Raw genomic sequence first — 16,927 nt, 5'->3', positions numbered from 1 at the left:
GTTTACCAGTTGTTTCCAGACATGATCAATACTTGACTTTCGGTTCCGTATTTGATCTCATTAAGGAAAATTTCTTTCCCCTGATCCAATGGAATTAAAGAAATACCGCGGCGTTCATATTCTGTTTCCAGAGTCGATGAAACCATTCCGGCTCCTTTCCATGGCCCCCAGTTGATGGAGATTACTTTTCCTTTTAATTTTTTGTTTAAAGCTTTCGCATAATCATCCAGTACAGAGTTGGCCGCAGCATAATCTGTCTGCCCTTTGTTCCCGTATACTGAAGCGATGCTTGAGAAAAGCACTACAAACTGACAGTCAGCTCGAAGTTCTTCTGCCAATACACGAAGAGGTTTTACTTTCGTATCAAAGACACGTTCAAATGAGCTGGAGGTTTTCTGTCTGAACAGTTTGTCTTCCAAAAGACCTGCCCCATGAATAACGCCGTCCAAACGGTTGTATTTTTCGTAAATATTTTTGATCAGATCTGATAATCCCTCTTCATCACAAAGATCTAAGGACTGATACAATACGGTATTTCCTATCTGCTCCATATCACGGATGGTACGCAGGATCTGATTGTTTTTAAAAATTCTTACGGTCTCTTTTTCTATTTCGGAAGGAGAAGTGAATTTTCCGGTTTTAATAAGATAGCTTCTTATTTCTTCCTTGGTTTTCATGGCTTCCACTTCTTTAAGGTCTGCTATGACATCCCTGGGATCTGCTGATCTTCCTACAAGAATATAAGTACAAGGATATGCTCCGGACATATGCTTCACCAATTCAGAAGTGATTCCCTGTCCGCCTCCAAGTACCAAGACTACAGATTCCTGATCCAGCTGGATATGCGCTTCTTCAAGGCTTGTAGACAATGGAGAAGGGATGATCTCTATTTTATGCCTTTGGTCGTGTTTGTAAACGACTTCGGAAGGTTTATCTGTGGTTAATATTTCTTTTAAAGCGATCTCTGTAATCTGATCAACTTCCTGTGGCGTGCTCAGACTGATCAGCCTGCATGAAGTCTGTTCAAATTCTCTCGCTAAACTTTTGAAAAGTCCCGGATAGCCTTTGTAATGACGCAAAAGACGGGTATCGGTCAGTTCCTGAATATGGGCCGGAATATCTGAAATCAGATACACCCATTTGGCTTTATCAAGATCCAGTTTCTTGATCTGATCTACGTGATCAATGATGCTGTGTTTTACGGTTGAGGAGAACAGATCCAGAATGATGAGTCCGTCAAAATCTTTAAGATCCCTTTCCGTATCCACCAATTCTGCAATAGCGCCATATTTTTCAAGGGTGTTTTTGATCGCCCTCGTTTGCGGACTGTTGTCCTGAGTGATTGCAAAACATTTTCCCTTTATGATTTCTGTATTCTGTTCTATAGAAACATCGGTTGGAGTCAGGTCAAAACGAAGACGTGACAATAAATTCTGAGCAGGTTCAGCATCAGCATCGGTATTTCCACTCATTTCGCTGATCCATGAGGCCAGTCCTTTTAATGTTTTAATGGCAGCCAGCTTTTCCATCAGATCATCCGCCTGGTCCATATCCTGACCGAAACCTATTTTGGTTTTAAGGTCTCCGATAATTTCCATTCTTTTAATAGAGTCAATGCTCAAATCTGCTTCAAGGTCAAGATCCAATCCAAGCATTTCCTTTGGATAACCTGTTTTCTCACTGACAATATCCAGAATTATATTTTGAAGCTCTTCAAGAGAGAATGCTGATTTACTTTCTACACCTGCTGCTGGTGTTACTGCAGTTCCGTTTTTTTCAGGAGCAGCTGTTGGAGTTCCAGTTAATTCTGTCAACCAGGAAACCAGACCGCTTAACGTTTTGATCGATGCTAATTTTTCCATGACCGTATCTTCATCGGCATTACCTGATGTAAGCGCTCCCAACTCACTGCGAAGCGTTCCGATGATTTCTACCCTTTTGATAGAGTCAATACTCAAATCTGCTTCCAGGTCCATTTCCATACCGAGCATTTCGTGTGGATATCCTGTTTTATCGCTGACCACCTGTAGCAACAGGGTTTTAATATCTTTTACCGGAGCCTGTTTTACCGCAACAGCAGCTGGCTTTTCTACATGGACCGGCTGTGCAGGAATCGTCACCAAACGATCGTTCACAGGTGCTTGTACCGGCGCAGCATAAACAGGTGCAGGGCTGACTTGTGGATTCTGTCCCAAGAAGGAAAGCATCACATCACGCTGTGCCTGAATCAGCTGTTTCATGGTATTTAAATATTCCTGAAGCATACGTTCAGCAGCAGGCTGAGATTCGGCTACAGGGGCTGGTTGGTTATTCGTAAAATTGTTCATGGGAATAGGATTTAATATCGGTAATGCACCGTTAGCCGGCAGATTACCTGTGGTTGGATGCGCCATTTGTCCGTTCACACGCCAGATGGCTGGATTTTTCTTATACAGTTCAGGCTGGTCTATCTGAATCAGTCTGGCATTACGGCCGTCGAAAAGTTTTTCAATGCTGAAGCTTCGGCCTGTTCCCAGATATTGTGCCAGCATGGAAAGAAGATGGCTCAGTTTATTTCGGTTACTGTCTTCTACATACAGGATCAGCTGATCTTTTTCCAGGCAGGATTTAGTCAGTCCGGAAAGAACTTTTCCAGGGCCTACTTCGATGAATATTCTGGCTCCGTCTTCATACATCGCCTGAAGTTCCTCTACAAATCTTACCGGCTTTACCAAATGATCCGTGAGTCTTTCTTTGATTTCCGATGGACTTGTTGGATAGGTTTCCGCAGTTGTATTCGACCAAACCGGAATCTGCATTTCATGGAAAGGAACGTCTTTTAAAACCTCATCATATAAGCCTTTAGACTTGGCCAATAACGGACTGTGGAATGCACACGCTACTTCTAATTTCTTTGCAGAGATGCGTTCCTGTTTTAGGGTTTCCATTAATTTATTGATGGCCGGCGTACTTCCCGCCACTACACATTGGGTCGGAGCATTATAATTAACCGGATAGCAACCTTCTGTTTTGTCTAATACCGGTTGTAACTGTTCTCTTGTTGCGCTTACCGCAATCATAGTTCCCGGATCACCTCCTTCTACTGAATCCAGAATGGCATGAGCCCTTTGAATACTTAGATCAACCAGTTTTTCTTCTTCAAAAACTCCAGCAAAACATAAAGCTGGTAATTCACCATAACTGTGACCTGCCACCATATCCGGAACGATGTCCAGTGATTTCAGGAAGTTAGCTAAAGCCAGGTCAACCATTCCTAAGATAGGTTGTGCCACGCGGGTATCTTTAATGGTTTCTTTCTGTTGTTTTAAGGCAGCTTCATCAAACGTTGCTGAAGGGAAAACTACTTTCTCCAATTCAGGATATTCTTCAATCAGGTTACGCATGGCCGGAAAAGCGACGAACAGATCGCGGGCCATATTGATTCTCTGACTGCCCTGTCCGGGGAAAAGAAAAGCTACTTTACCGTCACGTTTATTCACCGTGAAAGTGTCTTTACTTTCAATGCCGGATAGTGCCAGTTCGATGTTCATCATCAAATGTTCGGCGGTATCAGCAACGATGGTTAACTGAATTGGTTTTTCTGAGCCTACTGCCAAGCTGTAAGCCATATCTTTTAATGGAATATCACCGTTAACCTCTAATAAAGATTTAATCTGTGACAATTGAATTTTCGCATCCTCATACGTATCCCCACGGAATACAAATAATTCTGACGGCCACGATTGCAATACAGCAGAATCGTCTTCCTTAGGATGGTTGGCAATGACCGTATGGAAATTGGTTCCCCCAAATCCAAAAGCACTGATCCCTGCATAACGGTTTTTCTCTCCCCATAAACCACTTTCTGCATAAAAAGCAAAAGGGCTGGTTTGGGCATTATAATAAGCATTAGGCTGCTGTAAATGAAGTGTTGGTGGTTTTACGCCGTGGTATACCGCCAGTGAAGCTTTGATCAGTCCGGCTAATCCTGCCGCACATTTGGTATGCCCGATCTGCGTTTTTACGGAGCCTAAGTGAGTCTGTCCCGGTATGGCTCCTGAACGGCTGAATAAATTCGTGAGTGCACTCAATTCGGTTTTATCTCCTACTACAGTTCCGGTTCCATGGGCTTCCACTAAACCAACTGACGCAGGACTGATTCCTGCCTGGGTGTACGCGCGTTCCAACGCCCGTACCTGTCCTATTTTTCTCGGGGCTGTAAGACCTAACGCTTTTCCGTCACTTGATCCTCCTACTCCTTTGATCACAGAATAAATACGGTCACCATCTCTAACAGCATCTTCGTATCTTTTTAAGACTAGTATTGCCACTCCTTCTCCAAGGGCAATTCCGTCGGCTTCTCCGTCAAATGTCGAGCATCTTCCTTTTCTGGAAAGTGCATGAGTGCTTGAAAACATAAGATAATCATTGATCCCGTTATGTAAATCTGCTCCTCCGGCAAGCACCATATCGGATTTGCCTAATACAAGTTCCTGACAGGCCAGATCAATAGCTGCCAGAGAAGAAGCACACGCCGCATCTACCGTGAAATTTCTTCCCCCCAGATCCAGACGGTTTGTAATTCTCCCTGCGATCACATTAGCCAAAATACCAGGAAATGAATCTTCCGTCGTATGGGGAAATGCCTGCTTCACTTCTTCATGAAGTTCTCCGAAAACCTGTTTATAGTATCCTCTGAAACTATAGCTGTTGGCGAGATCATTACCGCCTTCAGCGCCTATAATAACAGAAATATTTTCTCTGTTGATGTGTTTTTCTCCATAACCTGCATCTTCCATCGCACGTTTGGCAACCAATAAGGTCAACAGCTGTGTGGGTTCAATGGCAGCAAGGGATTGTGGAGGAATTCCGAAGGCCAAAGGATCAAAATCAATTTTCGGAATAAATCCTCCCCATTTGGAATGAGATACATCCGGTCCGTCTGAATCCGGATGATAATACAATTCTTTGTTCCAGCGCTCATCAGGAACTTCTGTAACACTGTCTCTTCCTAAAATGATGTTTCGCCAGTACTCTTCAAGGTTTTTAGCGCCCGGGAAAACACATTCCATCCCGACAATCGCTACATCCAGAGGTTTTTCTGAGGATACCGGCTGTTCCGGTAAAGCCGCCTCTTCAATGTATTTATAGTTATCAATACTTACATTCTGATGAAGGGATGCAAGGGAAATCACCCGGTTTTGCATCGTGGCCACCTGACCGATCATGTACATTCCAAGATCCAGCTGCTCGTTTTTAGGAACATTAACCAACTTGTCTCCCTGACGGTCAATTCCTTTTGCAGCAATTCTAAGCCGGCCCACATTTAGTTTTTCAAGCTGTTCCCAAATTTCTTTTTTATCCATTCCGGCTGCCAGAAGTTTAATTTTCTCGGTGCTGAAATGTTTAGCAAAAGCTGTATTTAAACAACGTGTTTCGTGTCCCGGTGCTGTTTCCAGTAAAACTGTGTCTTTTGCCTGCATAGCCTGCACCTGGAATTCTTCCTGAATAGCTCCGGTACGTACAGCTTCTTCCGTATAGAGATAGGCTGTTCCGATCAGTACTCCAACCTTTACGCCTCTTGCTGCTAACGGAGCTGCCATGATAGAAACGAATGCTGTTGAAAATGCATTATGAATTCCGCCCGCAAAAAATACGCTGATATTTTCAGGATGTTCTTCTTTTAAAATACGTTCAATCTGTTTTTCCCAAAGCACCATGCTGGAAAGCGGACCTACATGACCACCGCATTCACGGCCTTCAAAGATAAAATTGGTAGCACCTTCTTTCAGGAAAATATCCAGCAATGCAGGAGAAGGAACGTGAAGGAAAGTTGTAATTCCCGCCTTTTCAAATACCTTAGCCTGTGCAGGTCTTCCTCCGGCAATAAGGACTACGGGAGGTTTCGCTTCCAATATATAAGCAGTCTGCTCTTCTCTCAATTCCTGAGGGGCAAATCCAAGAATACCTACACCCCACGTTTTTTCACCAGCCAGTTTTTTGGTTTCCATCACCAAAGCTTTCGCCTGCTCACCTTTCAACAATGATAAAGCGACAAAAGGCAAAGCGCCTGCATCTGCTACTGCATTGGCAAATAACGGAACATCGCTGACACGGGTCATTGGTCCCTGTGCGATAGGGTAACGCAATCCCAGCTTTTGAGCCATTATATTATTCTCACTGATCACTTTAAGTGCTTTAGCCTGCTTCAAATGACCATACATGGCTTCTCTGAATCCAAAAACCATTTTTTTTAGGGTTTTGAAATCTTCATACAGATCTATTGCCAATGAAATATCCTGGCCCATAGGAATATAGCTGTTGTTTAGGTCAAGATCAGTAAAATATTGTCTAAGCTCATCAGCCGTGATATCTTCCGGTAGCGCAGGTGAGTTGGGTCTCACCAATATCCGGTGATTCGCTATTATTTTAGTTTCAGTACCATTCAGTTTTGAGGAAAGGTCTTTGATCTCCTGAGGAACGGAACTTTCGGGGAATAATGCTAGCTGACTATCCAGTACAACACCTGCTGCTCCCAGTGCTTTGGCAGCAGAAGCTGTATGAATCCCTACTCCTCCATGCATCCAAACGGGAACAGAATTAATTTCTTTGATGACACGCTGAAATAATACAAATGTAGACTCATAGCCTACGAGGCCACCTGCTTCATTGCCTTTGATAATAATCCCTTCGGCACCAGACTGTTCGGCCAACCTGGCTTCATCTAAACTGGTCACCTGATAAATGACGGGAAGATCCGGTATAAGGTTCATTAAAATACCGGACGGAAGGATGGCCAACCTAACTTTTTCGGGAATCTGAAGGGATATAAATTTGTCGTTCGGCAGATAGATCCCATAAGAAGGTATATCTGTCTGGTTCATTTGATTCAGCGCTTCCTGAGCTGCTTTTGAATCATGTCCTAAGCTTAAGACGGGAAACGCACCTGCCTCATGCAATTTCAGCATAAGATTAACATCCGGCTTTTCAAAAGGCGTTACACCAATAATGGTTAAGTTTTTCATTGCATTCATGATATTGAGATAATAACTGGGAAATTATATAACACAACTCGCAACCTTTCGGCATAAAGAGCATTTATCAATTATTAGGGAATAAAAATAATAAATTTATATTACATTTCTAATCATAAATAAAATTTAATAATTAATTATTAATAATTAATTATTATTAATTTAAATACCATTAAAAAATATAGATTATATTTCTATTATCGAAAAATGAGACAGCACAACCTATAAGCTTCAATTATAAAGGTTTATAATTGATAATTTAAAGCAAATATAGAAATAAAAAATAAAATAAATCAAAAATAAGGGAATTATTTTTCTATATTACAAAAATATAACACACCTATAAAAGCGTATGAAATCTACATAATCTGTAGTTTGCTGATCCGGTAAAAAGAATCGGTAAATTCAGAATTTTGAAAAAATAATAACAAAATTTCATAAGATTTTCGCAAAAAAAATAACGTTACCGGAAAGCAACGTTATGATAATAAGAAGATTATAAAAAAGTCCTTATTATTTGATTGACAAAATTATATCATCCATTAATATTTCATCTGTCATCTGTTAGTATTTTTTTCGTCACAGAAGACGAAAGATCAAATTTAAATCAAAAAATGCACTCGCAGATTTTGCAGATCAGGCAGAAATTATTGTTTTATTAAAATGCCAATAAATTATCTAAAATTTAATCTCTGTTGCCACTTTTAGCTTGCCGTACCGTCTGATTATCTTTTTGGTTGAATCTGTAAACCAGCGTTAAACGATAGCGGGCAGCATTAGGAATACTGGTCTGGCTGATTTCGTAATCTGCCCCTACAGTTCTGCTGTTTGACTTTCGTAATCCAAACAGGTTGCTTATATCAAACATAAGCGTTGCTTTGTCTTTTAAAAAAGTCTTGCTGAGTCCAACATCAATACTGTGAAGTGCATCTGTATGAGTCTGGGCAGTAGCATTGGCTCCTCTGAAATTATAAAGCGTTTGAAAAGCAAGTTTGTTCTTCAGTTTCAGCTGGGCACTTACGCGGGCGGTTAAGGTATTCCCGGAATAATCGAAGCTTTGATCTTTATAACTGCCCTGTTCTGCATAATGAAACAGATTAAGCTCTGTATTAACCTGCAGCCATTTGACAGGATTATAAAGCACTGACAGCTCAAAACCGTGACGGGTTTCCCTTTTTATATTAACCGGCATTGTAATAAACAGCCCCTCCGCATTCCGGAACGTATAATCTTCCATTACTCCGGTATTTCGCTGATAATAGAAGGATGGATTAAAGGTAAGCGTCTTCCAGTTTTTAAGAAAAGCGATTTCAAAAACATTGGCATAAGATGGATTAAGATCCGGATTTCCCACATAACGGCTGCTTAGATCAGTCAGTTCATTAAAAGGATAAATCATGCCCAGCCTTGGTCTGTTGATTCTTTTGCTGTAGCTTCCCTGTAAAGTTGTTCGCTCATTGAAACGATAGCTTACATTTAATGTTGGAAACAGACGGTTATAATTTTTCTCATTGGTATAGGTGCCCGCACGGTCTTCGATACCGATATGGGTAAGCTCGCCACGTAAACCTGCCTGATAACTTAAAGCTCCGGTCTTTCCGGAAAACTGTACGTAAGCACTTCCAATCAATTCTTTATATAACAAATGATTATCAATCTGATCAATGATCTCCCAGCCCGCTGAATTCTGCTGTTCCGCGATAAAGTCGGTGTTTACTCTCCGGTCTTCTAACTTCAAACCGAATTCCAAAGTGGAAGTACTGTCCAGTGGCTGCACCATATCTGTTTTAATCATAAAATCCTTGCTCTCACCCATTGAACCTGTCCTGATCATTGGTAAATCTACAGCAGCTGGAAATATTTTGCGGGTTGATAAGTTCCAGTCTTTGTCACTATCCCAGAAGTCATACTGCATATCTACAGTCAGCTTCTTTCCTGCTTTAGCAAAGTTTTTGGTATAATTGAATTCGAGCTGGTTATAGCTGCGCCTTTCCCATGATTCGCCCTTTCTGGTGAGACTGCTGTCGATAATTCCGTTTTTATTTGAATATAAATAATTAAGCTGGGTCTTGTCGTGATCGTGGGTTGAATTCCTCATGAAAGCTGCGGTAATGGTATTATGATCATTGATCTTAAAATCGGCCCCAAAATAAAGTAATTTGGCATCATCATGCCGGTTCTCATCCTGTCTCTGGTCCAGATCTACCCGTGTTCCTGAAAGTCCCGTAGACTGTTTCATTGTATACAGACCTACATAATCTGAGAACCGAATACCGTAGGTAGCAAACAGATTGAGTTTATTTGATTTATAATTCAGGCTGGGGCTGATACGGGTTTCGTTGGGTATGCCGCCTACCAGACGCAGCTGACCATTGAACCCTGCCTTTTTATTCTTTTTAAGTATGATATTGATAATCCCCGCAGAACCGGCTGCATCGAATCTGGAAGAAGGATTGGTGATCACCTCCACGCGCTCTACCTGATCGGCGGGCACCTGTTCCAAAGCATTGCTCTGAGTCAGTCCGGTCCGGCGGCCGTCAATTAATACCAATACATTAGAATTCCCCCGTAAACTGATTTCTCCACCCGGACTCACACTAACAGAAGGAACAACGTTGAGAAGATCCGTCACCGCACCTGACTGCGAGAGGACATCCTTACCTACTTCAAAGACTTTTTTGTCCAGTTTTAAACTGACCGATGAACGCTGTCCTGTTACAGACACTTCCTGTAACAGTTTTGTATCAGGCTCCAAAATGACCGTTCCCACATTGACTGCCTCATCAGTCTTAACCTCCACAGGCCTGCTGATCGTCTGAAAACCCGCAAGAGCATAACTGATGGTATAGTTTCCAGCCGTAATGCTTTCCAGCCTGAATATTCCTTTGGCATCCGAAATACCGGCGGCAATCGCCCGATCTCCGTTATCCTTTAATGTTACCGTTACATAAGATATGGGTATATCCTGTTTTTCCTGAATAACTCCAGTAATCTGACCTTTCTGTGCAAATGAATACTGAACAGACAGGATGATAAAAAAAATGATGGCTACTTGTTTCATGATGTAAATTTAAATCGCAGAAACAGCCATTCACAGAAGAAACATCTGAACAGCTCCACAAGCTTTCAAACGACATCTGATTTTTCAAATTAGCTTGTATATTTACATTATGTATTATTTAATATTTTTATTAACGCTGCTTGACCTGCTGGCTATACCTGTTATCCGCAATGAAGATCCGGTACCGGTTTATAAAACCGGAGACAATATGGCCTGGATAAGTAAAAATTATAATGATAAAGACTGGTCTGAGACCAGGGGTAATACTTCGGATAAAATATTCTGGTCACGTACCCATGTTGATCTACGTCCGGTGGAAAACGAGCTGATACCTCTCGGTCTTCAGATCAATTCTTTCGGTGCTTTTGAAGTGTACTGGGATGGTGTACTGATCGGCAGAAACGGACAGCTTCCGAAAAATGGAAATCCGGAAATACCGGGAACTGAATGCAGTTATTACAGGATTCCGAATCATCTGATTTCGCCCGGTCTTCATACGATTGCCATGCGCAGCTCCCAATCCCTGTATCCTGATGTCCAGCGGAGTATTGGATTCACAATCAACAATTACGAAACATTACTGACATACCCACTGGTCACAACGGCCTATATGAACCTGATGGCCGGAGCTTTTCTGATCGCTGCCGTTTATTATTTCTTCCTCTATCTGAACAGCAAAAGAAAACAGAAAGACATCCTTATATTTGCGACCATATGCCTTCTTTTTTTCACTTTACTGATCATGGAATATCTGAAATTCCATGTGAAACTCCCCTATTCTGAGTTCTTCTTACGTCTTGAAATCATCGGATGGCTGACGTTTACCAATGCGCTGCTGGTTCCTTGGTATTTTATTATTCAGTTTAACTTCAGGTATGGGAAATGGCTGATGCTCGCCCTGCTGCTGACACTGCTTGGACTTTATTGGTTCAATTACGGGCATTATGACCTGACTGCCCGGCTCTACAGCCTGGCCATGCTGATAACTGCCTTCATTGTGGTTCTGAATGGCATTCTTCAAAAGGAAAAAGGGGGTTTTATTGCTCTGACTGCTCTTTTGGCAAGTGCATTGGTCAACAGGCTTGTGGTTTATGATTATGGGTTGTTCATTAGTTTTACTATCATTGTACTCTCTATGCTTTATCTGCACTCTATCCGTACCAGTGTCATTGAGGCAGAGCATCAGAATGCTGTTTTACTTTCGTCGAGGCTGCAACTGGAATTGCTTAAAAAAAATATTCAGCCTCACTTTTTAAGAAATACGCTGACTTCGATGATGGACTGGGTAGAAGAATCCCCCAAGGACGGAGCCCGCTTTATCCAGGCATTGGCCACAGAATTTGATATTATGAACGAGATCTCTGAACAGACCCTGATCCCTGTTACGAAAGAACTGGAGTTATGCCGCCAACACCTGTCAGTTATGGGTTTTCGGAAGGAAATAAATTATATCTGGGAACAAAAAGGAATCGATGAAACACAGCTGATACCTCCGGCAATCATTCATACCTTACTGGAGAATGGTATTACACACAGCGAGCCACTGTCCGGAAATACAATTCAATTTGTACTCCATTATTCTTTATCAAAAGAGGCTCACCAATATACTTTTGAAACTATCGCGAAGAACCGGCCAATCATGACAGACCGTGCGGGCGGAAACGGCTTTAAGTATATCAAAGCAAGACTGACTGAAAGTTATGGCCAAAACTGGAAACTCGAATCGGGCTCTACGGAAACCGGCTGGATGTCTACCATTCAAATTGTAAGGTGATGAATATAGTAATTATAGAGGATGAGGCCAGAATTGCCCGTCGTTTGCAGCGTATGACGTCCGAATTCTTTACGGACAGACCCCATGAGATCATTATCTGTGATTCCCTGCAAAAGGGACTTGATCAGGTTTCAACCCGAATTCCCGATCTGCTCCTACTCGATCTTAATCTCAATGGGGATAATGGTTTTGAGCTATTGGAACATATGGTAGCCGCTTCTTTTCATACCATAATTGTTTCTGCCAATACAGATAAGGCGATTACCGCTTTCGCGTACGGGGTTCTTGATTTTGTTCCCAAACCCTTTGACCAGGACAGACTTTTTAAGGCTTTAACAAGATTCGTCAGCCCTGCCATAAAACCGGATGAAGGCATTAAATACCTCGCTGTAAAAAGAGCCGGACAGGTTCGTCTGATCAATATTTCTGAGGTGATCTACATCAAAGGGGCCGGAATTTATACTGAGCTGCATCTCAGTAACGGACAGAATGAGCTTCATGATAAATCCCTTGAATATTTGCAGCAACTTCTTCCTGAGAGGTTTGAACGTATTCATAAGTCTTATCTTGTTAATTTTCAGCAGATCGAAAAAATTATCATCAATCCCGGTACACGGTATGGAGCCTTGCTTAAAACAGGTGAAGTATTGCCTGTAGGACGTTCGAAGTATAAAGATTTGAAAAATAAAATGGTCTGATGTCTGAATTCGACATGTGAAGACCTATTCTTAAAACAGACTCAGATCATACTGTTTCACCAGGTCTAAAATCATGTGATAACCGGCCGAGGAATTTCCATGCTGATCTAAAGCGGGACTGAAAACACCAATTCCCATTTTCCCGGGAACGCTCACGGCAATTCCGCCTCCAACACCGGATTTGCTAGGTACGCCTACTGTTCTGGCATATTCTCCACTGAATTCGTACATCCCGGCTATGAGCATCTGAGATTGGATCAGTTTCGACATTTCTGCATTTTTATACTTGGTATCTCCGTCAAAACGAACACATTCATTGGCAAAGAAATATCCAATTTTAGCCAAATCTTCAGCCGTAAGCTCAATAGAACATTGTTTGAAATAATTGTCCAGCTGATCTTCATTTCCTGAGATCAGTCCGTTGTTTTTCATCAGGTAAAACATGCCACGGTTACGGTGGCCTGTAGATTTTTCGGATTCGTAAACGGATGTATTGTAATCAATTGTATTATTTTTGGTTATATATCTTACCAGATCCAAAATTTTAAGAAACGGTTTTTCACCTTCTCCTGAAATTAGTGAAGTGGTAAGAATAGCTCCCGCATTCATCATCGGATTCAATGGTTTGCCCATCGTTTCAAGGTTGGAAAAGTGATTGAAAGGTTTATCTGTTCCAAAATACCCCATTTTATCAAAAACATTTGCCTCCCCTTTCTCATTGACAGCAATCATCAATGCAATGATTTTGGAGATACTCTGCATGCTAAATTTCTTGTGAACATCGCCAGTATTAAAGATTTTACCGTTTTTACCGACCACTGAAAAAGCGATTGCTCTGGCATCCATTTTACCTAGTTCAGGAATGTAATCAGCCACTTTCCCCTCCGTATAATAGTTTCTGTTTTTTTCCAGGATGCTGTTTAAGGTTTTTTCCGAAATTGTGGAAATATCTGCTTTCTGGGCATACATCACTGTGTTTAAGGAAAGAAAAGCTGCAATACAGATTCTTTTTGCAGAAAGTAAAAAACTATTATTCATAAAGGTATTTTCGGCCAACAACTTATCATCAACCTTTAAAAACAAAGATAAAGCATTTCCCCCTCTGCCAGCAAATCTACAGGAAAATATAGTTCTCAGTTTTGTTTTCCTAACCTAAGTATTTCTACCCAAAGCCATAATTGGTTATTTGTACTATAAAACAGCTGTATTCTTCTTTGTTACTTTGGAATACAGAACAGTTAATAAAAAAATAACCTACAAAATAAATTCAATATGGACACTACAAACATCAATGCCAACTCTGCCGGCCAGCTTCAATTGGGTGGAGGCGCACAATTCTGGGTTTACCTTTCACCTCAAAACAATACATCCAAAATGATTTCCACATGGCGCGTTACATTCTCACAGGGTAACTGGAGCGATTCGATTTCCAGTGAAGCTCCGACGAAACAAATTCAGACCCCAAATCTTTCGGGTATTTTTGAAATTAAAGTGGAATTATTAAGCGGTTCTACCGGTACATGGCGCCAAATTCCGCCTCAGGCAGGAAGTTACAATGAAATAGGCTGCAATTCGAACTGCGCTTCTATGGTAGGTATTGTTGCTGACAGCACCAACCCTGCTCCCGGAGCTATTAATGCCCATTTCTGGACAACCTGGGATGCTATGTGCAAAGCAGGATAAAACAATTGGCTCATGGTATTAAGCTGTCAGCTATTCATTTAATGACATCATATACAAAACAGATGAAGCTGTCTCATTATTGAGATGGCTTTATATTTTTATCGCAGAAACCGTCATTATCTAACAAAAGTCAAGTGCATTGGCAAACAGTTGCAGGAACTTTGTGTCATTAAAATAAGCAATTATGATACAGAAAAATTTGGCTTTAGTTTCCGGGGCCAACGGACATTTAGGAAATAATCTGGTAAGATTCCTGATCAATAAAGGAGTTCCTGTAAGAGCCAGCGTAAGAAATATTAATAATAAAGCACCATTTACAGGATTGGACTGCGAGGTGGTACAGGCAGATATCACCGACAAACCGTCTTTTATAAAAGCTTTACAGGGAGTGGAAACATTCTATGCAGTGGGAGCATCTTTCAAGCTGTGGGCACAGGATCCTAAAACAGAAATTTATGATGTGAATATTCAGGGAACAAAAAATACGATTGAAGCTGCAGCAGAAGCAGGCGTAAAACGTATTGTTTATGTAAGTTCTATAGCGGCATTAGATTATACAAAACTCCCTACCAAAGAAAGTTACGGCTACAATCCTGACCGCAGGGATATGTATTACAATTCTAAAAATGACGGCGAAAAGCTGGCATTTGAACTGGCCAGAAAACTGGGAATAGAAATAGTATCCGTGATGCCTTCAGCAATGATCGGAAGTGAGGCTTTTTTACCATTGAATGTTTCTTATGGAGTTTTAAAGCTCATTCTCAATAAAGAAATCCCGGTAGATACTAAAATAACCCTGAACTGGATTGATGTAAAAGATGTAGCGGAAGGCTGCTATCTGGCTGCACAGAACGGCAGGAATGGAGAGCGCTATATCCTTGCCAATGAGAAGTGTATGACCATTACAGACACTACTATCTTAGCCAATACATTATTTCCTGAGCTAAAGATCAAAATTCCCGGTTCAGTGCCTAAAGCTATTTTATTTATTATTGCCGGAATTATGGAGCTTACTGCTAAAATACAGAAAAAGCCACCTGTTCTTACCCGCAAGGATATTGCGATGTTTTCGGGTTTGCAGCAAGATTTTGACATTACAAAATCCAGAAAAGAATTGGGATTCAACCCCAAAAGTCCGGAACAGGCAGTAAAGGAAGCACTACTTTATTTAATGGAGCATAAAGAGCTATTGAAATAGTTATTGTAAATTTGAATTTATAACCATTTGTAAGGTACGATGCAGCAGAAATTAATTGATTTTATCCAGTCCGGACATCCTCTTTCCCAAATGGATAAGGATTTAATTTTTCAATATTTTGAACCGGTACTTTTTCCTAAAAACCGTATTATTGAAGAAGCGGGAAAAGTACCGGAATACCTTTATTATATCATATCAGGCTATCTACGCCTGTTCCATTATAACGAAAATGGAGATGAGGTAACAACGCATATCAATTGTCCTCCGGGATTTTTTACCTCTTATTTTAATTTCATAAATGCAACAAAATCTAATGAAAATGTTGAATGCATCACTGAATGTGAGCTCCTACGAATCACCAGGACGGATCTTGATTCTTTAACTTCAAAAAGTGAAGCTATGAAAGATTTCAGCATAGAAGTTTTTCAAAAATCTATTGTCTATAATGAAACCCGATCCACTGAGCTTGCCACTCTTTCCGGAGAAAAACGCTACAGGAAACTTATTGAAAATTATCCGGGAATCCTGCATAATGTGCCTATTACCTATATTGCTTCTTTCCTGGGAATGAAGCCTGAAAGCCTGAGCCGTATCCGCAGGAAACTGATATAAAATAATCTCCTCATAAAATCCAAATAATATCTGGTATTGGTCTTCATTATCTTATAGCCTAATCCTTATTTTTGCAGAACATTAAGCAACTTATTATGAATCTAAAATTTTCTGACCACAATCAAATTGGAGTAGTTTCTACTTTTTCTGAGCTTATAAATGCCAATTTTCAGGGAGCGATGAATGCAGTTTGCTTGAACAGAAATTTAGACGGTGATTTTAAAGAAATTGTGTCTCAACTTCAATTAAAAGAGAATATTACGGAAGTTTCTATTGAAGATCTTTTAGCACTGCAGCTATCAGAAGAAGGGAATGCTGCGAGGGAAATTATCTTGAGTGATTTAAAGCAATTAACTGATTTCGGAGCCTCCCCTTCCCTTAATTTACTCAAAAGTTACGAGCGAGATGAGGAGTTCGATTTTATTTCAACCGATGTATATTCGTATCATGTGGACCGCTCCCCTGTTGGTACCCAAACTTTTTTATGTACCTACCATGGTGCTGCAAGTGATATCTTACCTAATGATCAGGCTACACAAAAAATCCTGATTCCGGAAATCCGGGAAAAGCTTAAAGAATTACATGACGGTCCGGAAGCAGAATTCGAAATGTTCCTGAAAGACTGTTTCTTCGATCTGCATTACCAGCCCAAATCCAATGCCCAACCCATAAATTTAGGATCAGGACATCTTTGGAAATTGGCAGTAGATCATCCGGGGCAGCAAGTCCTGCCTTGTATTCATAGGGCTCCTGTTGAAAGGGATGGTGAGTATAGGCTGTTGCTGATTTGCTAAATGGTTGATTTTTCAATAAAAGCTGTTTTGCTTGCATTGCTGTATAATTTTTGGTAAATTGATGTACATTATTTTAAATCAATATCTAACTCAC

At 40.9% G+C, this 16,927-nt stretch carries 9 protein-coding genes; 6 read left to right on the top strand and 3 right to left on the bottom strand.

The window, feature by feature from the left end:
• Positions 1 to 2 precede the first annotated feature (2 nt).
• Both V6R96_RS05620 and V6R96_RS05615 read right to left on the bottom strand, forming a co-directional pair.
• Positions 3 to 7,004 carry an SDR family NAD(P)-dependent oxidoreductase gene (locus V6R96_RS05620; protein WP_336378258.1) on the bottom strand — a complete coding sequence of 2,334 codons (7,002 nt, stop codon included), beginning with the start codon at positions 7,002 to 7,004 and terminating at the stop codon, positions 3 to 5.
• Positions 7,005 to 7,698: 694 nt separating this feature from the next.
• The gene (locus V6R96_RS05615; RefSeq protein ID WP_336378257.1) at positions 7,699 to 10,074 is read right to left on the bottom strand and encodes an outer membrane beta-barrel family protein; all 2,376 of its coding nucleotides are present in this window, start codon (positions 10,072 to 10,074) and stop codon (positions 7,699 to 7,701) included.
• Positions 10,075 to 10,183: 109 nt separating this feature from the next.
• Here V6R96_RS05615 and V6R96_RS05610 point away from each other — a divergent pair, with 109 nt between their 5' ends.
• Positions 10,184 to 11,848: a histidine kinase gene (locus V6R96_RS05610; RefSeq protein WP_336378256.1), complete on the top strand. Its 1,665-nt coding sequence runs from the start codon at positions 10,184 to 10,186 to the stop codon at positions 11,846 to 11,848.
• Entirely contained in the window at positions 11,848 to 12,546 is a 699-nt protein-coding gene (locus V6R96_RS05605; protein WP_111959651.1) for a LytTR family DNA-binding domain-containing protein, read from the top strand. The genes V6R96_RS05610 and V6R96_RS05605 overlap by 1 nt, the downstream gene beginning before the upstream one ends.
• A gap of 30 nt (positions 12,547 to 12,576) precedes the next feature.
• On the opposite strand, the gene glsA is transcribed toward V6R96_RS05605, so the two are convergent.
• The gene (glsA, locus tag V6R96_RS05600) at positions 12,577 to 13,584 is read right to left on the bottom strand and encodes a glutaminase A (protein WP_336378255.1); all 1,008 of its coding nucleotides are present in this window, start codon (positions 13,582 to 13,584) and stop codon (positions 12,577 to 12,579) included.
• A gap of 234 nt (positions 13,585 to 13,818) precedes the next feature.
• On the opposite strand from glsA, the gene V6R96_RS05595 reads away from it, so the two are divergent.
• The 4 genes from V6R96_RS05595 (at position 13,819) to V6R96_RS05580 (ending at position 16,833) form a co-directional block, all read left to right on the top strand.
• Positions 13,819 to 14,229, top strand: a complete 411-nt coding sequence (locus V6R96_RS05595) for a hypothetical protein (protein WP_336378254.1) — start codon at positions 13,819 to 13,821, stop codon at positions 14,227 to 14,229.
• A gap of 184 nt (positions 14,230 to 14,413) precedes the next feature.
• Positions 14,414 to 15,427, top strand: a complete 1,014-nt coding sequence (locus tag V6R96_RS05590) for an NAD-dependent epimerase/dehydratase family protein (RefSeq protein ID WP_336378253.1) — start codon at positions 14,414 to 14,416, stop codon at positions 15,425 to 15,427.
• 39 nt (positions 15,428 to 15,466) lie between these two features.
• Entirely contained in the window at positions 15,467 to 16,039 is a 573-nt protein-coding gene (locus V6R96_RS05585; protein ID WP_223558975.1) for a Crp/Fnr family transcriptional regulator, read from the top strand.
• A gap of 95 nt (positions 16,040 to 16,134) precedes the next feature.
• Complete coding sequence (locus tag V6R96_RS05580; RefSeq protein ID WP_336378252.1) at positions 16,135 to 16,833, top strand: DUF1826 domain-containing protein; 699 nt, start codon at positions 16,135 to 16,137, stop codon at positions 16,831 to 16,833.
• Positions 16,834 to 16,927 lie beyond the last annotated feature (94 nt).

The organism is Chryseobacterium sp. CCNWLW53 (assembly GCF_037083525.1).
In the GTDB taxonomy this organism is placed as follows: Bacteria; Bacteroidota; Bacteroidia; order Flavobacteriales; family Weeksellaceae; genus Chryseobacterium; species Chryseobacterium lathyri.
Note: the sequence above shows the minus strand (reverse complement) of the source record. Positions and strands in the feature narration are given on the sequence as shown.